General features: G+C 55.7%; 18 protein-coding genes and 1 tRNA gene. 9 read left to right on the forward strand and 10 right to left on the reverse strand.

Annotated features, from left to right (window positions below; all coding sequences use genetic code 11):
- Positions 1–11 precede the first annotated feature (11 nt).
- Entirely contained in the window at positions 12–986 is a 975-nt protein-coding gene (locus tag ABFT80_RS01260) for a sugar-binding transcriptional regulator (protein WP_347970039.1), read from the reverse strand.
- Between the two features lie 239 nt (positions 987–1,225).
- Here ABFT80_RS01260 and ABFT80_RS01265 point away from each other — a divergent pair, with 239 nt between their 5' ends.
- Genes ABFT80_RS01265 through ABFT80_RS01275 form a run of 3 tightly spaced genes read left to right on the forward strand, consistent with a single transcriptional unit; the run spans position 1,226 to position 5,995 of the window.
- The gene (locus ABFT80_RS01265; protein WP_347970040.1) at positions 1,226–3,001 is read left to right on the forward strand and encodes an N-acetylglutaminylglutamine amidotransferase; all 1,776 of its coding nucleotides are present in this window, start codon (positions 1,226–1,228) and stop codon (positions 2,999–3,001) included.
- 4 nt (positions 3,002–3,005) lie between these two features.
- Positions 3,006–4,826: an N-acetylglutaminylglutamine synthetase gene (gene ngg / locus ABFT80_RS01270; RefSeq protein ID WP_455189855.1), complete on the forward strand. Its 1,821-nt coding sequence runs from the start codon at positions 3,006–3,008 to the stop codon at positions 4,824–4,826.
- Complete coding sequence (locus ABFT80_RS01275; protein ID WP_347970811.1) at positions 4,823–5,995, forward strand: osmoprotectant NAGGN system M42 family peptidase; 1,173 nt, start codon at positions 4,823–4,825, stop codon at positions 5,993–5,995. Before ngg ends, ABFT80_RS01275 begins: the two co-directional genes overlap by 4 nt.
- 377 nt (positions 5,996–6,372) lie before the next feature.
- Here ABFT80_RS01275 and ABFT80_RS01280 read toward each other — a convergent pair whose 3' ends face one another.
- Positions 6,373–6,657: a hypothetical protein gene (locus tag ABFT80_RS01280; RefSeq protein WP_347970041.1), complete on the reverse strand. Its 285-nt coding sequence runs from the start codon at positions 6,655–6,657 to the stop codon at positions 6,373–6,375.
- 217 nt (positions 6,658–6,874) lie between these two features.
- Between ABFT80_RS01280 and ABFT80_RS01285 the strand changes: the two genes are divergently transcribed.
- The gene (locus ABFT80_RS01285; RefSeq protein WP_347970042.1) at positions 6,875–7,111 is read left to right on the forward strand and encodes a helix-turn-helix domain-containing protein; all 237 of its coding nucleotides are present in this window, start codon (positions 6,875–6,877) and stop codon (positions 7,109–7,111) included.
- A 441-nt stretch (positions 7,112–7,552) separates the two neighbouring features.
- Here the strand turns inward: ABFT80_RS01285 and ABFT80_RS01290 are convergent, their stop codons facing one another.
- Positions 7,553–9,439 carry an acyltransferase family protein gene (locus tag ABFT80_RS01290; RefSeq protein WP_347970043.1) on the reverse strand — a complete coding sequence of 629 codons (1,887 nt, stop codon included), beginning with the start codon at positions 9,437–9,439 and terminating at the stop codon, positions 7,553–7,555.
- Positions 9,440–9,925: 486 nt separating this feature from the next.
- On the opposite strand from ABFT80_RS01290, the gene ABFT80_RS01295 reads away from it, so the two are divergent.
- Positions 9,926–10,840 (forward strand): hypothetical protein, encoded by a 915-nt coding sequence (locus ABFT80_RS01295; RefSeq protein ID WP_347970044.1) that lies wholly within the window; start codon positions 9,926–9,928, stop codon positions 10,838–10,840.
- Here the strand turns inward: ABFT80_RS01295 and ABFT80_RS01300 are convergent.
- The 7 genes from ABFT80_RS01300 to dut all read right to left on the reverse strand — a co-directional run bounded on the left by ABFT80_RS01300 (position 10,837) and on the right by dut (position 18,321).
- Complete coding sequence (locus ABFT80_RS01300; RefSeq protein ID WP_347970045.1) at positions 10,837–12,753, reverse strand: N-6 DNA methylase; 1,917 nt, start codon at positions 12,751–12,753, stop codon at positions 10,837–10,839. The genes ABFT80_RS01295 and ABFT80_RS01300 overlap by 4 nt on opposite strands.
- A 236-nt stretch (positions 12,754–12,989) precedes the next feature.
- Positions 12,990–14,786, reverse strand: coding sequence for a hypothetical protein (locus ABFT80_RS01305; RefSeq protein WP_347970046.1), 1,797 nt, complete (start codon positions 14,784–14,786; stop codon positions 12,990–12,992).
- Between the two features lie 567 nt (positions 14,787–15,353).
- Positions 15,354–15,429 (reverse strand) — tRNA-Phe (locus tag ABFT80_RS01310).
- A 205-nt stretch (positions 15,430–15,634) separates the two neighbouring features.
- Positions 15,635–16,195, reverse strand: coding sequence for a type 1 glutamine amidotransferase domain-containing protein (locus tag ABFT80_RS01315; RefSeq protein ID WP_347970047.1), 561 nt, complete (start codon positions 16,193–16,195; stop codon positions 15,635–15,637).
- A gap of 122 nt (positions 16,196–16,317) precedes the next feature.
- The gene (locus tag ABFT80_RS01320; protein WP_347970048.1) at positions 16,318–17,118 is read right to left on the reverse strand and encodes an isocitrate lyase/PEP mutase family protein; all 801 of its coding nucleotides are present in this window, start codon (positions 17,116–17,118) and stop codon (positions 16,318–16,320) included.
- 67 nt (positions 17,119–17,185) lie between these two features.
- Positions 17,186–17,845 (reverse strand): HAD family hydrolase, encoded by a 660-nt coding sequence (locus ABFT80_RS01325; RefSeq protein WP_347970049.1) that lies wholly within the window; start codon positions 17,843–17,845, stop codon positions 17,186–17,188.
- A complete protein-coding gene (gene dut, locus ABFT80_RS01330) occupies positions 17,842–18,321 on the reverse strand; it encodes a dUTP diphosphatase (RefSeq protein ID WP_347970050.1) in 480 nt (159 codons plus the stop codon). The genes ABFT80_RS01325 and dut overlap by 4 nt, the downstream gene beginning before the upstream one ends.
- 207 nt (positions 18,322–18,528) lie before the next feature.
- Between dut and ABFT80_RS01335 the strand changes: the two genes are divergently transcribed.
- The 4 genes from ABFT80_RS01335 to ABFT80_RS01350 all read left to right on the forward strand — a co-directional run bounded on the left by ABFT80_RS01335 (position 18,529) and on the right by ABFT80_RS01350 (position 24,741).
- Positions 18,529–19,626, forward strand: a complete 1,098-nt coding sequence (locus ABFT80_RS01335; protein ID WP_347970812.1) for a DNA alkylation repair protein — start codon at positions 18,529–18,531, stop codon at positions 19,624–19,626.
- Positions 19,627–19,678: 52 nt separating this feature from the next.
- Positions 19,679–20,656 carry a glutaminase gene (locus ABFT80_RS01340; RefSeq protein WP_347970051.1) on the forward strand — a complete coding sequence of 326 codons (978 nt, stop codon included), beginning with the start codon at positions 19,679–19,681 and terminating at the stop codon, positions 20,654–20,656.
- Between the two features lie 80 nt (positions 20,657–20,736).
- On the forward strand, positions 20,737–22,329 hold the full coding sequence (locus tag ABFT80_RS01345; protein ID WP_347970052.1) for a peptide chain release factor 3: 1,593 nt from the start codon (positions 20,737–20,739) through the stop codon (positions 22,327–22,329).
- Between the two features lie 243 nt (positions 22,330–22,572).
- Positions 22,573–24,741, forward strand: a complete 2,169-nt coding sequence (locus ABFT80_RS01350) for a TonB-dependent receptor domain-containing protein (protein ID WP_347970053.1) — start codon at positions 22,573–22,575, stop codon at positions 24,739–24,741.
- Positions 24,742–24,791: the final 50 nt, after the last annotated feature.

A 24,791-nucleotide genomic window follows, 5' to 3' on the forward strand; every position in this document is an offset into this window, starting at 1 on the left:
CGTGAAGCCGGCTATCCTCCCGGCGAAGTCTCCACGAGCGCCCGTGCCGTTCGCTCGTCGGTAATCAGGCCGCTCAGATAGCGGCTCGCAAGCACTGACTTGATGGCACGAATCTTCACCTTGCCGCCTGCGACGGCAACAATCCTCCTGCTCTCGAGCTCCTCCCTTCCCATGGCAAGCGTGCGATCGGCGAGCGCGGTTTCGACCGGGTCGCCCTTGTCGTCGAAGAAGTGACCGAGCAATTCCCCGGCACCTCCATCCGCCTTGATCTCGGCGATTTCCGACTTCTCGATCATGCCGGTGGCAACCAGCGAGGCCTCGACCTCGGCCGTTCCGATGCCTGCCAGCAGAAGCGTTGCGGATTTCACGAGATCGAACACTTCGCCAATGCCCTTCTGTCCAAGCAGAACGGCGCGGTCCTCGGCATTGTTGGCGATGAACGGGACCGGCATGACATAGGCTTCCGCGCCGGTGCGTTCGGCAAGGCGGTGGATCACATCATGCGGGCTGGCAGAAAATTTGCGGGTCAGGCCGCCGAGAAGCGAAACGAAACGCGTCTTGCCTGCCGACATGCGCGGCAGATATTCGACGGACGCCGCAAGCGTGCGGCCATGGCCGACACCGATCAACGCTTCTTCGCCGCGCTCTATTTCTCGCTTCAGAAATTGCGCGCCCGCCATGCCGAGCGCCTTGAGAGGCAAATTATCCAGATCGAAATCGGGAACGACTTCGCAATAATCGAGGCCATGGCGCGCTGAAAGTTCGTTTTCGAGAGCCACGCATTCGGCGACATCGCCATCGATGAAGACTTTGACGAGGCCTTCCTGATTGGCCTTGGTGATGAGCCTGTGCGCCTTGAGACTGGTTAAGCCGAGCCTCTTGGCGACTTCCGACTGCGTCATGCCACCGGCATAATGCAGCCACGCAGCACGGGTCGCCATGCTGGCGTCGTCATCCCTCAAAAGACCGTTTCTCGTCCCGTTCATTTATCAACCTGATATTTTTATCAGTTGCTGCAAAATTTTTCACGGCAGACAAAAATTGTCAAGCACGTGACTGCGTGAATCGTTCGCGCGGGATTTAAGTCAGGAAATTTCGGAACCATTCCGGCGGGGCACCGTTGGCAATCCATAGAAACCACGAGTTGCGGTCGTCCGCCTGAAACAAACACGCTTCAGGCAGCGGCCGTTTGATCTGTTACGACAATGGAGGTGCGCCCGCTCACATGTGCGGTATTTGCGGTGAAATAAATTTCGACGGTTCGGCACCCATGGTGTCTGCCATTTCAGCAATGACGAACGCGCTGGCACCGCGTGGACCGGATTCATCCGGGATGATCGTCCACGGTAATGTCGGGCTGGGGCATAGACGCCTCAAGATCATCGACCTTACCGAAAAGGCGCAGCAGCCTATGGTCGATCCCGTTCTGGGACTGACCATCGCCTTTAATGGTTGCATTTACAACTATCCCGAATTGCGCGAGGAACTTGAGGCCAAGGGCTATGTCTTTTTCTCGGAAGGCGACACCGAGGTCATCATAAAAGCCTGGCATGCGTGGGGACATGAGTGCGTGAAGCGCTTTCATGGCATGTTCGCATTCGCGATCCATGAGCGCGAGACAGGACGCGTCGCCTTTGCGCGCGACCGTTTCGGCATCAAGCCTTTCTATTATTCTACGAGCGGCAAACGCCTGCGTTTCGCGTCCAGCCTACCGGCAATTCTCGCGGCTGGCGATGTCGATACGTCGATCGACAAGGCCGCCCTGCACAATTACATGAGCCTACACGCTGTCGTGCCGCCGCCGCGTACCATCCTGAACGGCGTGCGCAAGCTGCCGCCAGCGACCGTTCGCGTGTTTGAGCGCAACGGCAAATTCGTCGATCATCTGTTCTGGAATCCGCCTTTCGCACGCGACAAGACGGACCGTACGATGTCGCGCGAGGAGTGGCAGGAAAGCCTGCTCGATGCTTTGCGCCTTGCCGTGAAGCGGCGCATGGTATCCGACGTTCCGGTTGGCGTTCTGCTTTCAGGCGGTGTCGATTCCAGCCTGATCGTCGGTCTGCTCGCTGAGGCCGGCCAGACCGGATTGATGAGTTTTTCGGTCGGTTTCGAGGAAGCAAATGGCGAAAAGGGCGATGAATTCGTCTATTCCGACCTGATCGCCAAGAAATTCGGCACGGATCATCACAAGATTTTCGTGCCTTCCGACGATTTGATGGAAGCCCTTCCCGGCACGTTCGCGGCCATGTCGGAGCCGATGGTCTCCTACGACAATGTCGGCTTCTATCTGCTCTCGAAAGAAGTATCGAAGCATATCAAGGTCGTTCAGTCCGGTCAGGGTGCCGACGAAGTGTTCGGCGGCTATCACTGGTATCCGCCGCTGATGGATTCCAACGATGTCGTGACTGATTATTCGAAAGGCTTCCGCGACCGCGACCATGCGACGTTGAAAGGCCAGCTCGGCAAGGATTGGCAGCCCGACCGCGATTACACGCATGACCTTATTGAGCGTGAGTTGATGCGCGACGGTGCCGATACGCCGGTCGATCGTGCGCTTCGCATGGATTCGACCGTCATGCTGGTCGACGATCCGGTCAAGCGCGTCGATAACATGACCATGGCGTGGGGGCTCGAGGCGCGCGTGCCGTTCCTCGACCACGAGCTGGTCGAGCTTGCAGCGCGCATTCCGCCGGAAGAAAAGCTGCGCGATGGCGGCAAGGGCATTCTGAAAGATGTCGCCCGCAGAATCATTCCGAGCGAGGTCATCGACCGCAAGAAAGGCTATTTCCCGGTTCCGCAGCTCAAATATGTCGATGGCATCTATCTCGACATGGTTCGTGACAGCCTGACCAGCCAGTCGGCACGCGAACGCGGCCTGTTCGACAAAGCCTATCTCGACAAACTGTTTGCATCGCCTGCCGATCACATCACGCCTCTGCAGGGCTCCGAGCTTTGGCAGGCGGGGCTTCTCGAAATGTGGCTTCAGACCCATGGAGTCTAAGCTCGTGAGCAAGGACACAGACAGCGGCGCAACCACCGGAACGGTGCGACGCGACAAGGCGCTCAGTCACCGGCTGAAGCGTCTGCGCCAGCAATCAATGCAGCCGCCGATCAACGAAAACGGCACGGACGGCAATGCGGTGCGCAGCGACGTTACACTCGATTGCGGCTGGGGCCGGCTCGTCTTTTCGCAGACCTTTGCCGACAGCCGCAGCATCATGGATGCGCTGGAGGATGAAGGTCCGCATCGGCGCAACATCGCCTTCTATGTACGTGACCCGCATGTGCTTTTGTCGACCGCCCCGCAGGAAGCGTTTCTCGATCCGTCGCACACTTACAGGCTCGACCTTTCGACCTACCGCGCGGGCCGCAGGCAACCAAAAGGCTATTTCGTCAGGCGCCTCTCATCCGAAGCGGACGCGAAAGCAGTCAATGCGATCTATGCATCGCGCAGCATGGTCACGGTCGAGCCGGATTTCTTCTGGGCGAACCGCGACAGCCGGTCAATCACCTATTTCGTCGCCGAAGAGGAAACGACGGGCGAAATCCTCGGCACGGTGACGGGTGTCGATCACGGCCGTCTGTTCAGCGATCCCGAACGCGGCTCCTCGCTCTGGTGCCTTGCCGTCGATCCGCAGGCGCGCCATCCCGGTATCGGTGAAATGCTGGTGCGCCGGCTGGCCGAGCATTTTCAGGCGCGCGGCGCTTCCTATGTCGATCTGTCCGTGATGCACGACAACAAGCTGGCGATAAAGCTCTACGAAAAGCTCGGCTTCAAACGCGTTCCGGTCTTCACGGTCAAACGCAAAAACTCGATCAACGAGCAGCTTTTTGCGGCCCCGCTTGCCAGCTATGACGCGCTTAACCCCTATGCACGCCTCATCGTGGACGAGGCCCGCCGCCGCGGCGTGATGGTCGAGATAACCGATGCGGAAGGCGGCTTTTTCCGCCTCTCCTATGGCGGACGTTCCGTGCATTGCCGCGAGAGCCTGTCCGAAATGACATCGGGCGTTGCCATGTCGATCTGCGACGACAAGGCAGTCACGCGCCGTGTAGTCGCGAGTGCAGGATTGAACGTACCGGAAGGTCTCGCTTTCGACGGCGATATGGATGCCGTTTCCGGCTTTCTGGAACGCCACGGCAGCGTGGTCGTAAAACCGGTACGCGGCGAACAGGGCCGTGGCGTTGCCGTCGGTCTGACCACCGTCAAGGACATCGAAGCCGCAATCGAGACTGCCAGCCGCAACTGCGATCAGGTGCTGATCGAATCGTGCTTTGAGGGCGAGGATTTGCGCCTCGTCGTCATCGATCACAAGCTCGTTGCCGCCGCCGTGCGCCGTCCGCCACGGGTTTATGGTGACGGCGAAAGCACGCTCAAAACATTGATCGAGCGCTATTCGAAACAGCGCAAGAGAGCGACTGGCGGCGAGAGTTCCGTACCCATCGACGACGAAACGCGACGCACGCTTGCCGAGCAGGGATATGATCTCGATACGGTGCTCAAGAACGGCGAGGAAATCGTCGTCCGCAAGGCCGCCAATCTCCACACGGGCGGCTCCATCCATGACGTGACGGGCATCGTGCATCCGCGCCTCGTCGAGGCCGCTTGCAAGGCCTCGCGCGCTATCCGTATACCTGTCGTCGGCATCGATTTGATGGTCAAATCGCCGACCGAGCCGGATTACGTGTTCATTGAGGCCAATGAGCGGCCGGGCCTTGCCAACCACGAACCGCAGCCAACTGCGGAACGGTTCGTCGATCTACTTTTCCCGCAATCGCGGCCAAGACAGGAACAAACGACATCTCTACCAAGAAACAACCGCTGAAACTGCCGGACATCGACGCGGAATACCTCGCGGCGCAATTGCGCGCCCTGTTCACCATCGACAGCCCGGCAGGCTATACGGATACGATCGTTCGCTATTGCGCACGCGAACTAAAGGCGCTTGGGCTGTCACCGCAATTGACGCGGCGCGGCGCGATCCGTGCTGTGCAGAAGGGCGAGCGGACTGGTGCCGCCCGCGCGATCATCGCGCATCTCGATACGCTTGGCGCGCAGGTAAAACTCGTCAAACCATCCGGACGGCTGGAACTGGTTCCAATCGGAAACTGGTCGTCGCGCTTCGCGGAAGGCGCGCGTGCCAATATCTACAGCGAAAACACGGTGCATCGCGGTACGATCCTGCCGCTCAAGGCTTCCGGTCACACCTATAATCTCGAGGTCGATACGCAGCCGGTCGGCTGGGACCATGTCGAACTCAGGATTGATGCGCTGACATCGAGCAAGGATGAGACGATGGCGCTCGGCATCGATGTCGGCGACATCGTTGCAATCGACCCGCAGCCTGAATTTCTCGACAATGGTTTCATCGTTTCGCGCCATCTCGACGACAAGGCAGGCGTGGCCATCATGCTCGCCTCCATCGAGGCGCTTATGCGCGCCAATGTTTCGACACCGGTCGATATTCATTGGCTTTTCACAATCGGCGAAGAAGTCGGCCTTGGCGCTTCCTCTGTGGTTACGCCGGAAATCGCCTCCATGGTCACGATCGACAATGGCACGACCGCTCCTGGACAGAACTCCTCCGAATTCGGCGTGACCGTCGCCATGGCGGACCAGACCGGGCCTTTCGATTACCATCTGACGAAAAAGCTCGTTTCCCTCTGCCGCGAGAACGACATTCCGTTCCAGAAGGACATTTTCCGCTACTACCGCTCGGATTCCGCCTCGGCACTGGAGGCCGGTCACGATGTACGCACCGCGCTCGTGACATTCGGCGTCGATGCATCGCATGGCTATGAACGCATCCATATGGACGCGCTTCTCTCGCTGTCGCGCCTGATTTCGATCTATGCCCAAAGCCCGATCGACATCAACCGCGACGAGCACGAGATTTCGGGCGTGAAAGGTTTTACCCGCCAACCCATCCTGCTGCACAGGAATGACACCGAGGAAGCAGACCAGATTCCTTCGGCGGACAAAACCACTCTCTGAGCCAAAGTAGCGCGCGTAACCTCACTCGAAATCGCTTGGGTGAGACATTATGTTGCAATGCACAAAATGCATTGCTGCTATGCACGATTAGCGTTTCACAAAATCGAACGGAGCGCTTACATATTGATTATCGAATTTCGTCGGAGCCTACCTCCTCCCAGGCAAAGACGAATACAGTCAGCTTTCACCTCCTCCCGATTGCTGGCTGGATTGATAAAGCCCGCCGCACCTCCTCCCGCGGCGGGCTTTTTTCGTTAGATCGCTGTGCGTCCTATTGGACACACAAAGGACGATCTAACACTTTGAGTGGGCATCGGAATAATCCGAGAACCGGTAACCACTTTTCGGTCCGATGCTCTAAGGACTTGTTTCAGCAGTTAAGCTGCAAGCACCACCGCGCCCCAGACAGCAAAGATCGACGCGGAAAGAACAGTCAGCGCAATCGTTACGGTCGTTGCGCCGAGCCTCCAGCAGGCAATGAGGTTAGCCACAAGCGCGACCGCCGCTGCCGGACCGACCACGATCACCGTAATGACAGTGTTGGCAATCGAAGGTTCTGGAGAAGGCCGGAGATAAAGGATTGCCGGAACGATCAGGCAAAGAGCGTTCCATACGAGTAGCGGCGCATATTTCATCAATGCGAGGCTAAGGAGAAACGACACAGGCCGCAAGGCGATGCAAGATCAACAGTGCGAGAGCCGACATTGGCAAACCGGGCAGTTTTCGCCTATATAGGTTTCATGGCTCTGACAGCGTATCAATCGTAACCCGCATGAGCCCAGTTTCAGAAACCTGGCGTTCGGGCCGGAAGTTTTCCGCACCGGGCATGTATTTGAAAACAAGCCATCCGCTTTAAAATTTAAGTTAGAAAGGACTACCATGAACATTGGTTTTGTTCTGCCGGAATCCGTTTCGGTAGCAGTGGACAATGGAATGAATGTCGTACGCGCCGTGCGTGAGGCATTCGGGTATTCCGTGGAAGATCTCGCCGTGACATGCGGCCTTACCCCGGAAGAGATCGGCACGATGGAAGAAGACGCTTCCCCTGACATGTCGCAGCTTACCCGCGTCGCGCACGCTCTGGGCCTCAAGCCCGTTCAACCGATCAGCCAATAAAAAAGCCGGACCTCGAGAGGCCCGGCGAAGTATGAAGGTTTAAAACCTCCAGAGGGGAACATCGCCGGCGCCAATGGGAGGAGAAACGCCAGCGATAGTTGTAATATGGGGCGTCGCCCCTTCAATTTCTACGCGAAAATAATCTAATTTTTTGTGTTTTCGGATATTTTTTTCCAAATATTTTCTAAAATTGGAAAATTTCTGCATAAATGCAGGTCTTACCCTATCCGAAAGGCTTAGCCGGCAGCGAAAATCGCCTGCGCCGCGCAGCACATTCCAAAAAAGAAAAAGCACATGAACAGGCCGTAGCCGATTCTGCGCTCACCGCTCGAGCCTTTCGACAGGCCGTTCATATCGCAACTCCAGATCGCGGATCACATGAGCTCAGGCTCACCCGATCTATGCAGCGATTATGGTTAAGAGCGAGTTATCGCGATTCGGTCACTTATTGGGAAACATCATTCGCTCTGACACGAACACCGCACCGGGCGTGGTCAAATGACCATAATCCCATGTCGTCAACTGTCGTTTGTCGTTTGGAACGTAGGTCAAACACCCTTTATCGTCACAGAGAATATCAATCAGAGATATGTAGCTGACACGTGTGATCCATGCGTGCTTTTTGAATTCCTGATCCATTTCGAAAGCACTGTCAGTGAGTCCTGATTTCAGGCGAGGGAGGACATGCTCATTCTCCCTGTATTTTAACATAACTTTCGGCAGGGGGTCTTCCCAGTAAGGAGCCGGGCCGACAAGAACAATATGTTCGATACCAGCGTCCGCCAGCTTCGCTATCGTTGCATCCATTGCTGGAATTAACATGCCTTTTGCCTTCGCGGCATGTGTTGGCCACACTCCGAAAAGCATCACTATTTCGGGCTTTTCAGCAGCGATTCTTGCGAGAATGTGCTCGTTGCTCTTCTGGCAGATTTCGTAGCCGACAGACACGACCGGCGGGCACCCATCACGTGCTGCGATGCCAATGGCATAATGTTTCGCATAAACTTCGGCGAAGCCTGGATATAATCGCGCGGCATGTGAATCTCCCCAAAGAAGAATTTTCGGCTTCGAAGATGATGTCGGGAAGCAGGTTTCCTTGAAAGCATCAGGCGCGACTTTGTCATCCAGCCAGCACTCATCGACACGTGCATCGGTAAGAAAATCATAATCATAGGTAAGCAGCGCGCGTACGTCTTCAGGGTAGCGAGTTGCGAAGCCTCCGTTAGCCCATGTAAAACCACCAATGACGGCCAAACCTGTCAGCGAACTCGACAGGGTTATGACAAGTGCGCGCCGGCTGAGAGCGGCGATGTAAACGCCCCGCCGTATTGGCCTTTCGATCAGGGCGTATGTCAGTATCGCCAGAACAAGACTTACACCTACAACCGTCAGCATTTCAAAAATTAAGGGCGGCCGATCCAGAACGATCCAGGCGAAAGAAATCAGCATCCAATGCCAGAGGTAAAGCGGATAGCTGATCAACCCGAGGGCGCACGGAATCCGTCTTGCCAAAAGGACATGATTTGGAACAGCGTGCATCCCTGCGACAATGACAAGGCAGGTGCCCAAGACAGGCAAAGCAGCTAGCCAGCCCGGAAAATTGCTCGCGCTATCGATTGCGAAAAAGGTCACGACAATCATCGACAATCCCAGGATCGATAACGCCGTCGCCTTGCGTTTTTCGATTTGCAACCCTTGAGCAGCCACACATGCCACCAACCCGCCCATTCCTAGCTCCCATGCGCGCGACAATGGCGAGTAAAATGCAGAAACAGGCGCGGAACTCGTAAGCACGAGATTGAACAGAAAGGAGCAGGACGAAAGGCCAATAATGGTCCAGAAAACGGAAAGACGCTTACGGTTTACGAACCAGATGATAAGTGGCCAGACAATGTAGAACTGCTCTTCAATGCCGAGCGACCAAAGGTGCAGCAATGGCTTTTCGATTGCGTCGGTATCGAAATACCCAGCCTCGCTCCAGAAAACCAGGTTCGAGACGAAACCGGCTCCGGCCAAAATATGTTTGCCAAGCTGCATGAATTCTCTGGGCGGGAGGACGAACCATCCGATGAGAAAGCCGGTCGCCAAAACCAGCACCAAGGCCGGAAATATCCGCCTGATACGGCGCGCATAAAAATCGGAAATGCTGAACGTATCCGATGCTATCGAGCGCAGCAAAATCCCGGTGATTAGATAGCCCGAGATAACGAAAAATACATCCACGCCTGCAAAACCGCCCGGCATTGCAGACGGAAATGCATGATAAATAACGACTGAAACGACTGCGACAGCACGCAAACCGTCAATATCTGGGCGGTACTGCATCATGTATTAAAGTTTCGGAAGAGCCTGCACACACAGTGTTATGCCTATCATACGGCCAAATCGACCGCATCATCTCTACAAATCTTTTATTTTGAAAAAATGGTGCCTAGACGCGGATTCTGGGCCACGGGCACGCGGATTTTCAATTGGGGAAATTTTCAGTAAGCCGCTGTTTAAAAACATACAAAAATTTAATGCACTAGAACTGCGCTAGCCGAGGCTGCTTGTTCCTTCTCGATGCTCGGATCTTTCTCCTTTGACAGCGGGATTGGGAGACTAAGCTATTGATTCGTATAATCAATATTTCGAATTGCGCTCGCTCCGCGCTAAACACCCGTGCTCCATGCACTTCTGGCAAGTGGGTTTAAACCGCCGCTCCTCTTTTTCTTTCCAATCTTCAACTTTCGCGATAGCTCAGAACTCTAAGTTTCAAGATCGATTCTATTGGGCAAGTTGCTCATCACAGCCTGAGATTTGCGCGAGAGTACAATGAGCGATTTGGACTACCTGCACATTTTGACCCGTCGATATAGTGTTTCCCCGGAGGCATTGTCGGCCGTTCTTTGCCCAATACTGATTCCTATAAAGTCGATCGATAAGAGGATTTTCAAATCCCCTGGCGAAGGGCATTGGCGAGCAATGTTCACTGCTGAAATTACCGACCAGAATAGAGGTGTAATTACCAGAGGTCGCACTGGAAAGTTCGTGCCCGCATTATACGGCACGGGACAGCCTGGCTGGCGAGAAATTGCGAAAGGACGAATTACAGAAGTTATTTCCCAAGAGAATCTTATGGTTGGGGAGGTGTATGTTGGATCAAAGCTTCCAGAGCTTGAAAAGGCAGTGGCGCAGCTAACCGTCGATGATTACCTCGAAATAGATCAGTATGGCGCTGCGGCGAAGGTACTGAGCGGCTTGGCGGAATATCATCTTGTTCGTAATCTAGAGGCCGCAGGATTTACCGTTACTCGAATGCCTGAGGACATGGCTAGGCATCTTGGTCATTATGCAAACTTCGATTTTCTGGTCGAAAAGGGCGGCGTAAAAAAGAAAATCGAGGCCAAGTCACTTTGGGGAACAGACACTCGGTTTGCTCGACTTATTCACAGCACCACGACAAGACCCAAAGGCAATCAGGTCGATTGGACACCAGAGCAACGAGCTAACTACTATCCGACCAGTATCTGCAAGTTTAACACCCAAGACTTCTTTGCTGTGAGCCTGTTTCTGCGAACTGGCAACATTAACGACTATGCCTTCGTTCGCTCTGTGCCATCGGACGTACAGGCATATGGCCTACCGCGAGTTCGGGCATATCCAGAGCACGTCAACCAAAACCCTATCTGCGAGATTGGTAACGGCATTTGGTTTTCGAGCTTGGACGAAATATGGGGCTTGGACTAAAGGGCTGCATATTTGAGCAAATCAAGGTATTTTGACGTAAAGGCTGTTGCCAATTCGCTATAATCGCGGGCTGCGTTCTGCAGCTCTGCCCTGCGAAGTAGCTCGTTCGGAACAATGAGGTTGGGGATAAGCGTTTCGTTAATAGATGGGTAGGCGACGCCACTCATGATCCGATTGATCTGCCCAATTACGCTTTCGCTTTTAAGGAGGAAGACGAGAAAGTATGGATCAATATTGTGTGGGCGAAGGACCGCAAACCCTGTCGAGCAAATAGCACCGTCCAGATGCGGAGGGACAACGCCGACACATCCGCGTTCTGGTCGCACAGTCGACATCAAAACGTCACCGCTGCGAACTCTCTTGCGCGCCCGGGTCGGCGCATCGTTGCAACTGAGGCTCTTACTCCAAACGGTGCCAAAACGGTCATCGACATTCGCAATTTCGATATAGTCGAACCGGCCCCCATTGACGCGTCGGGGATCGACCTTCTCATTGACCAGCGAGGCGAGCGATGAGACGGTGACGCCGTCTAACTTCTCATCATTACCGATATTGAATTTTGCGTCCCAGCGGTCTTCAGTCGGGTCGAACATGATGGTACGTCCGAACTTATGCTCCCGTGAATCAGCAACTATATCTGATAGAACACGTTGGAGGTCGTTTTCACCCCCAAAGACTTTGCGCCTCTGCGCGCCGCGCGTAATGACCTCATAACCAATTTTTTCGCAAACGGCAAAGTAAGTGTCTGTCTTTTGATTGCCCTTTTCTTCTTTCTTTTTGATATGAAGGATCGACGTCTTGGTCGTGGTGCCCGCAGCGGCGAATGTTACTGGCGGCAATGATATCACAGACAAAATTTCACAGGTCCTGCCAATGTGCTCTCGAATCTGCTGGTGCACATTTCTGTTGGTAAGGACGCTGTCGGGTACAATGGTAACAAGTATGCCTCCCGGGCATAGCCAGTCGATGTACCGCTCAATGAACAAAATTTCGGAATCGATGCGGCTTACAGACTTGTCGCCTTTGAAAATATCATAGTTTCCTAAATCTCCATTCGAGAACGACGCTCCGAATGGTGGATTAGTTAAGATAAGCGAGACGCGAGAGTCCATCGTGTTCAACAGCTCTTCGCCCCGCCTATCAAGTGCATTGGTCAAAAGCACATTTGCTTTTTTACTACCCAGCAAAGCGAGATTAGTTATGGCGAGTTGGACCATTCGCTCACTTTTATCGACGCCGACGACACGGCTTTGCAATTGGCCGCTATCACCACCTTTTTCGCAAAGCGCATGAACTGCTTCGACAAGGAAGGAGCCAACGCCGCAGGAAGGGTCCAAAATCAACATCTCGCCTTGATCGCTTAGTAGGTCGCGCCGAAGATGTGCCGGTAGTGACGCTACACCGATTGCAGACATAACCTTAACGACGTCTGGCGGTGTCAGATATTGCCCCATTTCCTTTTCTTCAACAAAGGCGTCCGTTACAAATCGACCAAATATGTCATTCAGAATGTCGAATTTTTGCTGGCGGATTATGGATGTAAGTACTTCGTCGAGCTGCTTTTCGCAAAACAGTTCGATCACCTGGGCCGCAAAGTCATTATCTTTTTCTGTGATCTTTAGCGCGTTCGAAAGCTCGTGAATTTCATAGCTGCTAACGTTTGGCAGAAAATCACTGAGGGATTTTTCAACTATGCTTTTCAGAGCTATCGCTGCTCCTTGGGAATCCGTAATGACATCTCTTGTGATACCGTGCTGGCCAGAAGACTTTCCTGCAACATGGGCAAACACAACCTTTGCTAGAAAATCGAGGCTATCATTCCGATGTGAAAAACGGGCATGTCGATGAATTATCTCGCGAAACTCGTTGAGGAATGATTGTATCGCATTCTCAATTTTTCGTTCATTCAGCATGCGCGTTCTACCTCGGCTTCCAAGCGGCGATTGCGAGAACTACGGTCTCGAATCGACAGTCGCCGCTCCATCTAAAACCTGATGGCGCGTTTGTCAGTAATTTTCACAGCTGTGTAAAATCTCGTTGAGAGTTGTTTGACCGTATGCTGCCTTGCCAGTAAAGCTGACTTCATAAAATGCATTTTCTTAGGTTAGGCCGGATCACTTGGCAGAGATCGCGATGTGCCAGAGCGCGGTCATCGTGTGGAAACCGAGCGTGAGCTCTCAGCCGCACGGCCATTCAGTGCGGCAATTTTGGCGCGGCAGGCCTCCAGTTCGGTATGAGCTTTAAGCTCTTGAAACACCGCCGCCGCGTCCTCGAGGCTCTCGAGGGCTTTGGCGATATCATCCTGGGGCGATACCGCGTTAGGGAGGTCAGCGTGATGCGCGAAAATAGACCCAATCCGCTCACGAGCGTACGCCCATCTCATAGGGTGGGTTTGCCGCCTGAAAACCACCCCAACGGATTCATAGAACTGGATAGCGCGAAACAAGTATATCTCGGCCAGAGGCTCCCCCTGCGCCAGGGCATGTTCGACAAGAACCTGGCCAAGGGCCTCGTGAATGTCGGCTGCCCGGAAAGGATATGCAACGATCGGAAATGTTTCGACAGCGGCCTGAAGTTCCGAGATCGCTCTAATTCGGAAGAAATTCGCTTGGTACTCTTCAAGCTCAGCGTTAGTCGCCATTTCGGCTAGGACGTTGCCTATATTAGCTTTGCTGGCGCCCCAGTTCTCGGCGTCAGAATGTTCTTCGCTGGCCTTGACGGACTCATAGAAGGCTTCTAGCGCCTTTTTTGTCACCACGGCGGGATCCACGCTGGGATCGAGTCGTCGTGACGAAAGAAGTGCCGCACCCAAACTGTTGCAAGCATGAGCGCGCAACTCTTGTGCATCAGCATCTCCCCGCAAGTTCGTACGAGTTGTCTCCAACAGAGAAATGACCTCGGTAATATCGCTGACTTCTGAACCTAAGACGAGCTTGGCGCGATCCATGAGACAGTTGGCGAGGTTAATTGACATTGAGGCCACCTGGAAAGACTCGCCATCCTTGCCGGGGTATGAGGCCGCGTGGCGCGCATGAGCTATCGCTCGATCCAAAGCTTGACGCGCTTTTTGCGGCTTCTGAGTCAAGTAGTCGTTTCGGAGGACCAAGCTCAGACGGTAGCTAGTCTCTGCGAACGATCTGGGATTGGCCTTGATGAGATCAAGTTCGATCAGAATCTCGAGGAGCGCTGCAGGGATGAAAAAAGTAGGCTGCAAGGATCGCTTGGCGTTCTCGTAGATTCTATAAGCCATCTCATCAAGGTTTTGAGCCATCTCTTTTTCATCGAACGGCCTGAAGAACTCAGCCGCAGCTTTGTAGTGAAGCAAGGCGGCACTCGTATCTCCGCCAAGTAGACTATTATCGCCACGGGCTATGCGGATTGCCGCATGCTTTCTTATTTCACCTAGCGTACGCTCATATTGATAACGCTCTTCAGCTTGGGCTAATAGCGCGTCAACCTCGCTAAATCGCCCTTCCGCAAGGGCTGCGGCTGCATCTTCTCTGATTGTCGACAATGCCGTTTCAGATGCGTCGATACTGGCTATACGACTGCGTAGCGCGGCCCATTCCACCGCTTTGGCTCGAAGGAAATCGTCTAGCTCAGCGAGGCCCGCATTTGGCTGGCTATGCTCAAACTGCCGGGCAATTGCGTCGATTAGATTACGCGCTTCGCGGTAAGCTCGGTCTAACTCCTTGTCTGGCCGCTCCGCGGCTCGCTTGGCGCAGTCCTCGATCTCTGCCTCCGTAATCTTCAAAGCCACGATGATGGGATCAATAGTTTTAGGATGTGGATTTGCAACTAACCCACTCTCAAGTTCGCTGATGCGACGGGTCTTGGCGCTTGTGTTGTACGCATCTTCCGAGAGCTGTACTTGGGTGAGGCCAAGTGCCCGACGCTTTTGAAGGATCATTTCGCCTAGGGCTTGTCCAAAGGTCTGATCGGCCATTTCCGCATTTACTCCGCATATCTCGCGCAAGTGCTCCGCAAATCGTCGGCGCTGCGTCGAGTAGGTTTGACAGGCGCAAATGCGTCGTCCGGACGACAATCCTCTGAACCATGGAAGATTGCTACAATGAAGACCACCCAGTGCCTAGCCATTCTCTCGGCTGCCCTTCATCTCGCTGCGGAGTTGGGGCTACCGACCAAACTAGCGGCCTCCATCCTGGCCTTGATCGCGGTGCTGACAGACGTTGACAGGTAAGAAGAAGCGGTTTTTGCGCGGTTCATCACGCACAAACCTCACGCATTTCAACGTGTTGAGCCGCGCTATTCTTTGTCCCGTTCCACTGAAACAGGGTGAAGGGTAGCTTCGAATGCTGCAACCTGGCGTCTCCAATGGCGTTACGTTGCTAGCCAGAGTGCGCTAAAACTGTGCTAACGCTGGGAGCGTTTGGCACGGGCTGCATTGAAGGAAAAGAGCAATTTCAGGCGCTGCGCTAGCACTGTGCTAGCATGTTTCCAGCACATGCAGGGCTCAAAGATCTTTATTATATCAATGAAATCAGCAAATTAATGGTGCCCAGACGCGGATTCGAACCACGGACACGCGGATTTTCAATCCGCTGCTCTACCAACTGAGCTATCTGGGCATCTTCGTCTGCCGGGAAGGCCCGACAGCCGGAATTCGCGAGGCGTCAAACCCTGCGAAAGCGCGTGGGTTATAGCACGTGATTTCCGGCTGTCCAGCGTCTGAAATGCGATTCCTTGGAAGAAACCGTCGTCCGGTTTGTCGCAGTGCGCGAGATGGCAGTTTTCTGCGCCGTCAAATCAATCGAACGGCTGCCAGGACCGCCTCTATGCCGCAGACTTGTGCTGGCTCTCGCCTTCCACGGCCTCGACGATCGTCTTGACGAATTCCTGAAGATCGTCCGGCTTGCGCGCGGTGATGAGGTTTCCGTCGCGAACGCTCATCGAATCTTCCCATTTTGCGCCGGCATTTTCCATGTCTGTGCGGATGGAATGGTATGAGGTCGCGCGTTTACCCTTCACCAGATCGGCCTCGATCAGCAGCCATGGCGCGTGACAGATCGCGGCAAGGGGCTTTCCCGTCTTCGCGAAGTCTCTAATGAAATCGACGGCGTCCTTTTCCACGCGCAGCAGATCGGGATTGATCTGGCCGCCTGGCAGGACGAGTGCGTCATAGTCGGACGGTTTTGCGTCCGCCAGAACCTTGTCGACCTTCACCGCAGCGCCCCAGTCCTTCTTGTCCCAACCCTTTATCTCTCCGCTCTTCAGCGAGACGACGTGTACAGTCGCGCCCTTGTCACGCAGGGATTTCAGGGGGACTTCGAGTTCCGACTGTTCGAAACCATTGGTGGCGAGAATCATGATTTTCGCCTTGGAAATGGCAGGCATGAGAAATCTCCTTCGGATTGTGATGAACCCGAAGAACGCCCCGCCCCAAGTTTCGTTCAGATTTTTCCGTCTAAAGCAGTCTGGATCTCAAAACCGGTTCCCGCTTTGGGGAGACATGCTCTTTAAGAAAAAAGCTTCTGAAGCTTGCCAAAAGGCAGGCACTGATCGGTGAAGGAGAAAGTCCCTTCCTGCAGGATTTCGCCTGCTGCCTTCTCAAGCATGCCATAGGCATAGGTTGCGAGGCGTGGGCCGAGCGAAATTCGGCTGACACCAGCTTCAGCAAGCGCCTGCACGGTGAACCCGCTCTGGATCATAACGTTTACCGGCTTGGTGACAGCGGAGCAGATGGTGCGGATCGTCTCGATATCGCTCAGGCCCGGCGCAAAGAGCACATCGGCACCGGCATTCTCAAAGGCCTGCAAACGGCGGATCGTGTCGTCGATGTCCGGCTTGCCCCAGAGGAAATTTTCGGCACGCGCTGTGAAGACGAAATCATGCTTGAATGCGCGCGCGGCCTCGCCTGCTGCCGCGACGCGTTCGACGGCCAGCGAGAAATCGTAGATCGGTTTTGCCGGGTCGCCGGTATGATCTTCGATCGAGCAGCCCGCCAGGCCCGCCGCCTCGGCGGCAAAGATGGTTTCACCGGCACTTTCGGCACTGTCGCCCTTGCCCTTTTCGAGATCGGCAGACATGGGCAGATCGGTGGCTGCAACCATATCCTTGCAGTGCGCAATCATCATTTCGAAGCCGACATCGCCATCGGCGAGGCCGCGCGAAAATGCGAAGCCTGCGCTCGTCGTTGCCAGTGCCTTGAAACCGAAGGATTGAAACAGCTTTGCCGTGCCGGGATCCCAGGGATTGGGCATAACGAAAGCGCCGGCCGCATCGTGAAGCGCCCGAAAAATCTGGCCTTTGTCCTGCATGGTAAGACACTCCGGCATAGGTTCGAGCGACATATTACTGCCGCCCGATGCCACCGGTAAAGCCCGTCTAACGATCGAGCGGGATCAAATCTGCAAGCTTGCGCATATCGTCGAAAAGAATACCGCCCGCCTGTTCTAGCCCTTCGCGGTCGGAATGCGGATCGCCATGATAGGCGAAGACGCGCATGCCCGCTGCAACGCCCGCCTTTACGCCCGGAACAGCATCTTCGATGACGATGCATTCTTCCGGCGAAAAGCCCATGGATTTGGCCGCATGGAGGAAAAGGTCAGGAAACGGCTTGCCATTGGCGACCATGGTCGCACTGAACAGTACATCCTCGACATAAGGCAGCAAGCCTGTGGAGCCGAGTGTCATATGCATCTTTTCAACGCGCGCGGACGAGGCGACGCAGTAAGCGATATTGTCGGTGCGGAGGCGTTCGATGAAATCGCGTACGTAAGGAATTTCCTCGACGCCTTCTGCGAAAAGCGTCGGCAGTTCCGCGTACCAACGGTCGACAAAATCGAAACCGAGGCTGACGCCGGTTGCCTCGATCTCCTTCTGGAGCGAAGCGAGGCTGCGTCCGCTGTAATTCTTGCGGCATTCCTCGTAGGTCACCGGATAACCGGCCTCGGTCAGCAATTGAGAAATCCGCCGGTTTGCCAGACCTTCCGTATCGACCAGAATGCCGTCGCAATCAAAGATGACCAGATTCGGGCGCATCACGCGCTGCCCGTCGATCCGAAACCGCCAGCGCCACGGGTCGTCTCACCGGCAAGATTGCGCTCATCGAGCGTTACCCGCGTGACCGGTGCGAAGACGATCTGTGCAATGCGCATGCTGCGCGTGACTGAAAAATCTTCATCGCCGAGATTGACCAGCAAGACCTTCACTTCGCCGCGATAATCGCTGTCGATCGTGCCCGGCGTGTTGAGGCAGGTGATGCCATTCTTGAAGGCAAGGCCCGAACGCGGGCGAATCTGCCCCTCGAACCCTTCCGGGATTTCGAGCACAAGACCTGTCGGCACCAGTGCGCGCCTGCCGGGCAGGATCAGCAATGGCCGATCTTCCGGCACTGCGGCGCGCAGGTCCAAACCTGCCGCGCCTGCGGTCTCATAGGCTGGAAGATCGAGTCCTTCGCTGTGCGACAGACGAACCACCCCAACAACGGGGCCGAATGAGGAATTGTTTGCTGTGTTCATGACTGCGTTCTATCGGATTTCATAGCCCCGCCGTCAATTGTCGGTGCAGTGGATTTCCACCAGAACGACAACACGACTTTGAATTTTTCCACTCTGGCCCAACCTTGAAACGGCGGGTAGATGAAACCTTCCTGACAGCAACTGGCAGGAAGCTGGTGTAGTTTCGCGCCCGTATCGATTCGCAGAGAGCAGATTCGGATGGCGGACATTTCGACGGAAAAATCACCGGCGCTGAAGGAAATATTCGACCGCGCCCGGCTTCGCCACATAGCCACGGAAACCGCCAATATCTGCCCGGCATTCGATGCCGGGCGCTTCATGACGCTGGCAACCGAAAATCTCGACGATCTGGGCATCATGCAACGAATGCGGCAGACGGCGGTGAGCCTTCACGATGCTCTCGATCTCGATTTTCCGAAGGCCATCGAAGTTTTGAACGGGCTGGCGCCGCGCATCAAGCACGGTTTCGCGTCAATCACCCTGCCGGAATATGTCGCGCTTTACGGTCAGAAGCATTTCGACATTTCGATGAAAGCGCTTGAATATTACACGCCATTCGGGTCGGCCGAATTCGCGATCCGGCATTTTCTGGCAAGCGACTTCGACCGCACGCTGGCTGTGGTGCGCGGCTGGGCCGAAAGCGACAACGAGCATGTCAGGCGGCTGGCAAGCGAAGGCTCACGGCCGCGCCTGCCTTGGTCGTTTCAACTCAAGAATTTGGTTGCCGATCCATCGCCAACCGCGCCCATCCTTGACGCGCTGAAGAACGATCCGAGCCCTTATGTCCGCAAATCGGTCGCGAACCATCTGAACGACATTACGAAGGACCATCCGCAATTTGTGATCGACCGCGTCTCGAAATGGCCGATGGATGACAAGTATACTGCCTGGATCGTCCGGCACGCTTTGCGGACGCTGATCAAGAAAGGCGACCCGCATGCGCTTGGTCTGATCGGGACGACCGGAAAGGCGATGGTTCGGATCGAGGGTTTCTCGGTTAGTCCGGCCAGTATTTCGCTCGGCGCGCGCATCAAGCTTGAGGCCAGGATCGTTTCGACATCCGAAATCGCTCAGCAATTGGTGGTCGATTACGCGGTTCGCTATGTCAAGAAAAGCGGTGCCGCCTCACGCAAGGTCTTCAAACTGAAGGAAATCGTGCTGCCGCCTTCGGCATCTCAAAACCTGTCGATCAACCAGACGATCCGCGATTTCACCACACGCACCCACAATGCCGGACATCACAAGGTCGAGTTGATCGTCAACGGCGAAACGCTCGGCGAGAGCGGTTTCGACCTGACCTTATGAGTTGACCGGAGAGCCTTCCGCGCTACTTGCCTGCTTCAATCGCGGAGAGTTCATGACCAATCTGAAAAATGGCAAAAGCCAAAAAAATGCGGACGTTACGCTTCTTAAGCAGGTCGTTGCCGATCTGGTCGGTGAAATGGGTGTAATCGAGCAATTCGGCAAGGCAGTGGACAGCCTGCCCGGCATGGACAAGATCGAAACTGACCGCTTCGGCATCGCCGTCGTCACCGCCGATGGAGAGACGGTGACGGGCGGCATGGCGGAAGAGCCTTTCCCGATACAGAGCATCTCCAAGGTGTTCGCGCTGACGCTGGCGCTTCGCGCATTCGGCGACGATGTCTGGAAGCGGGTCGGGCGCGAACCTTCGGGCGATCCGTTCAACTCGATCGTCGATCTGGAGCGCCACAAGGGCATTCCACGCAATCCCTTCATCAATGCCGGTGCGATCGTCACGGTGGATATGCTGCTTGGCCGCGAGGGGCGCGAAAAGGATAAATCCGTTGAGGATTTTCTGAAAAAGGAAATCGGCAGCAGCGATTTCGGCGTCGACAAGGCCGTGTTCGACAAGGAAGCCTCAGCCGGTTTCGGCAACCGTGCGCAGGCCAATCTGGCGAAATCATTCGACAATCTCCACCACGATGTTGAGAAGGTCATGGCGGCCTATGTGCGCCAATGCGCCGTGGCGCTGACCTGCCCGCAACTGGCGAAGGCGGGACGTTATCTGATGCTAGACAAGGCGAAAGCCAAGACGGACATTCAGGAGGCGCGCCGCATTCGCCGCATCAACTCGCTGATGCTGACATGCGGACAATATGACGGTTCCGGTGATTTCGCTTTCCGCGTCGGCCTGCCTGCCAAGAGCGGTGTCGGCGGCGGCATCCTTGCTATCGTTCCCAATGTCGCTTCCATCGCCGTCTGGTCCCCCGGCCTCGACGACAATGGCAATTCGCTGCTTGGCACGATGGCGCTGGAGCGCCTTTCGGAACGCATGGATTGGTCGGTCTTCGGTTCGACCAACCAGTCCGGCTGAAAACCTTAGCCAAATCCGTTCGACACTGCGCCATAGCGCTGCTAAAAGCCGACGCTATTCCCAAACGGAAATCCTGACGCATGGCCGAAACGATAAAAGAAGCGGTTTCCCGCCGCCGTACCTTCGCGATTATCGCACACCCGGATGCGGGCAAGACGACGCTGACCGAAAAGCTGCTGCTGTTCGGTGGTGCGATTCAGCTTGCCGGTGAGGTTAAAGCCAAGAAGGACAAGATCCAGACGCGTTCCGACTGGATGAAGATCGAGCGCGAGCGCGGCATTTCCGTCGTCACCTCGGTGATGACCTTCGAATATGGCGACAACGTCTTCAACTTGCTCGACACGCCAGGCCACGAAGACTTTGCCGACGACACCTATCGCACGCTTTCGGCAGTCGACAGCGCGGTCATGGTGATCGACGCCGCGAAGGGCATCGAGCCGCGCACGCTGAAGCTGTTCGAAGTCTGCCGCATGCGCGACATTCCCATCGTCACCTTCGTCAACAAGATGGACCGCGACGCGCGCAACACTTTTGAGATTCTCGACGAGATCGAGCAGAAACTTGCTCTCGACACCGCGCCGATCACATGGCCGATCGGGCAGGGAAAGACCTTTTCGGGAACGTATCACCTCGCCGAGAACGCCGTTCGTCGCGGCGACGACGAGAAGGAACGCACGCCGGTAAACGGCCCCGATTCCAACCGTGTCGCCGGTCTGCTGCCCGACAATGAACGCGAAGCCTTCATCGAAGAACTGGAGCTCGCCCGCGAAGCCTGCCGCCCGTTCGATCTGGAAGCCTTTCGCGAAGGCCACCTCACACCCGTCTATTTCGGTTCGGCGTTGCGCAATTTCGGCGTGCGCGACCTGATCGAGGCGCTTGGCGCTTTCGGCCCCGCACCGCGCGCGCAGGAAGCCGATACGCGAAAGGTCGAGGCGACCGAGGAAAAAATGACCTCCTTCGTCTTCAAGATTCAGGCGAATATGGACCCGAACCATCGCGACCGCATCGCATTCGTGCGCGTCTGCTCCGGCAAGCTGGAACGCGGCATGAAGGCGAAGCTGGTTCGCACAGGCAAGCCGATGAGCCTTTCTGCGCCGCAATTCTTCTTTGCGCGTTCGCGCATTACGGCAGACGAAGCCTTTGCAGGCGATGTCGTCGGCATTCCCAACCACGGAACACTGCGCATCGGCGACACGCTGACCGAGGGCGAGGAAATCCTGTTCCGTGGCGTTCCGAATTTCGCGCCGGAAATTCTGCGCCGCGTGCGCCTCGGCGACGCGATGAAAGCCAAGAAGCTGAAGGAAGCGCTTCAGCAGATGGCCGAGGAAGGCGTGGTTCAGCTTTTCCAGCCGGAAGACGGCTCGCCCGCAATCGTCGGTGTGGTCGGTGCGCTGCAGATCGACGTTCTGAAGGAACGCCTGTCGGTCGAATATACGCTGCCGGTCGATTTCGAAATGGCGCGCTTTTCCATCTGCCGCTGGATCGATGCGGATGACCCCGCCGATCTGCATCGCTTCATCGAGGCGCATCGCGGCGACATCGCTCGCGATCTCGACAGTGACCCGGTGTTCCTCGCGCAGCACGAGTTTTCTCTGAACTACGAAGCAGAGCGCTGGAAGGCGATCCGCTTCGCTGCAATCAAGGACTATCAGGTGCGCGAAAAGGCGGCATGAGACCGCACAGGCGCCGGGGGCTTCCCTGGCGCCTAGCCGGTTTCGAAAATTATGAGTCGATTGGGGTTTTCCCGTACCAGCGTCAAAGCTTTATTGACGATGCCGGATTGTGGCGATAACACGGCATTTCCGTGACAGACCTTGTCCCGGAATCATAAGCCAGCAATTAGTTCGCATGGTTTTGCCATGGCGACCGTAGCCAGCCTTTTTTGGAACAGGTATTGGATACGGGGCATATTTTTCATGGAACAGGCAGGATTTTTTGCGCGGCGGCGATTGCTGCTGCTGGGGACGGCTTTTTACTTCGCGCTTCCGCAATGGCAGGCGCTGGCTCAGCAGGCCGCGGTCGAAACGGTCATAAACCAGCAGGAAGAAACCACTTCTGACGCCGATGAAACTTCAGACGGGATTCGGCTGAAAACAGTCGAGGTCAAAGCCCCGAATAAGAAGGACAGGGCTTACAAGACACCGGCTGCGGTAACGTCCATCGATGAAGTGGACATAGAGCGCTTCGGGCAGAAGAATGTCGGCGATCTGTTGCGCACTGTGCCGGGCGTTTTCACCGAGGCAAGCGCCCGCTCGCCTGCGCTGGCAGTCAACATTCGCGGTATGCAGGATTTCGGCCGCAACGCGATCACCATCGATGGCGCACGCCAGAACCTTCAGGTCAGCGGCCATGGCTCGAATGGCTGGGTCTTCGTCGATCCCAATCTGCTCGCTGGCGTGGATGTTCAACGCGGCATCGTCTCGACCGCGCAGGGGTCTGGTGTCATCGGCGGCGCGGTCGACTTCCGCACCATCGGACTGGATGATGTCGTGGCGCCGGATCGCCAGTGGGGCATCCTGACCAGAACGTCCTTCGGAGATAATGGCTACGGCCAATCCGGCATGATTGCCGGGGGTTATCGGTTCGGTGAGAACGGCGTCATTGGTGCTATCAGCGGGCGCAATGCGTCTGACTACACGGACGGCTATGGCCAGACTGCCCAATGGACAGGGCAGAAGCCGAGATCCGGCCTCTTCAAGATCAATCTTGCTCCCGGCGAGGACCAGAAGCTCGATTTCGGTGCCGTGATCTATGGCAATGATTGGGAGGTCGGCAATACCCCGACACAGGCCGGAACCCAGATGGAGACGAACGTCAATACATTCACGACGGCCTACTCCTACTCGCCCTCGGACAATGATCTCATCGACCTGCGCATCAACGCCTATTTCAACGATGCCCGGTTCGAGCAGTTGTTCCCGCCGTCGCACATTTCGAGGTACACGCGCGTCAACTACAACGACAAGGGAACCGGCGGGAGCATCGCCAATACGTCGAAATTCGATCTCGGCGCGGCTTCTCTGGCTGTCGAATATGGCGGCGAATACTACTTCGACAAGGTGACGACCGAAGTAAGCGGGACAGAGCCGGGGAAGGTGCCGGACGCGACCTATTCCGGCCTTACGCCCCTGGGTAAACGCGGCGTCGGAGGTGTCTTCTCGAAAAGCACGCTGAGCTTGGGCATGGTGGATCTGATCGGCGCCATTCGCTACGACGAATACAGACTGACCGGTTCCGGCAACAATGAATATGAAGGCGGTTTGATTCCGGTCGGCCCTTTTACGGTCGACAAATCGCAGGGCAAACTTACCGGCAAGGGCACGCTTGCGGTGACGCCGGTCGATGGGCTGCAGGTCTACGCCTCTTACGGAACCGGCTACCGTCCGCCGGCGCTCACCGAAACGCTCATGGCAGGTATCCATCCGGGTAATATGCGGTTCCTGAAGTTCAGGCCAAATCCGTTCCTCGAGCCGGAGGAATCGGAGGGCTGGGAGGTTGGTGCCAATCTAAGTTTCGACAGTCTTCTGGCAGCCGGCGACAAACTAAGGGTGAAGGGCAGCTACTACGACAACGAGGTCGAGAACTACATCACCAGCACATATGCCATAAATAGCACCGGCCTCAATTACACCTATGTAAACATGCCGACACCAAGCCGGATCAAGGGCTTCGAGCTGGAGGCCAATTACGATCTCGGTTTCGTCTTCGCCAGCCTCGCCTATCAGAACACCGATATCAAGCTAACGTCACCGGCTCCGGCCTTCGGCATCACGCTGACGCCGCCGGAAAAGGTCTGGACGGCAAGCGGCGGCGTTCGGCTTTTCGAGGAGAAGGTAACGCTGGGCGGCCGCGTGCGGTTTGTTTCCGAAGCTGAGGTGTACGATGTTCCGGCAACGGGAGCCTATGACACAGTTCCCGAATACAAGCTCTATGATCTCTTCGCGAGCTATCAGGCCACAGAAAATTTCAGCGCCCATCTCACGATCGAGAACCTCACCAATGAGGGCTACATAATCGCCAAAGAAAACGAGAAGAGGGAAGGCCCCGGCCGGACCATAATAGGCGGCATGACCGTCAAGTTCTAATCGCCATCGTGGTGATCTTCTGAAACTCGGCAAATTCGGGCGACCATCCA

The organism is Foliimonas ilicis (genome assembly GCF_039939195.1).
Taxonomy (GTDB): Bacteria; Pseudomonadota; Alphaproteobacteria; order Rhizobiales; family Rhizobiaceae; genus Foliimonas; species Foliimonas ilicis.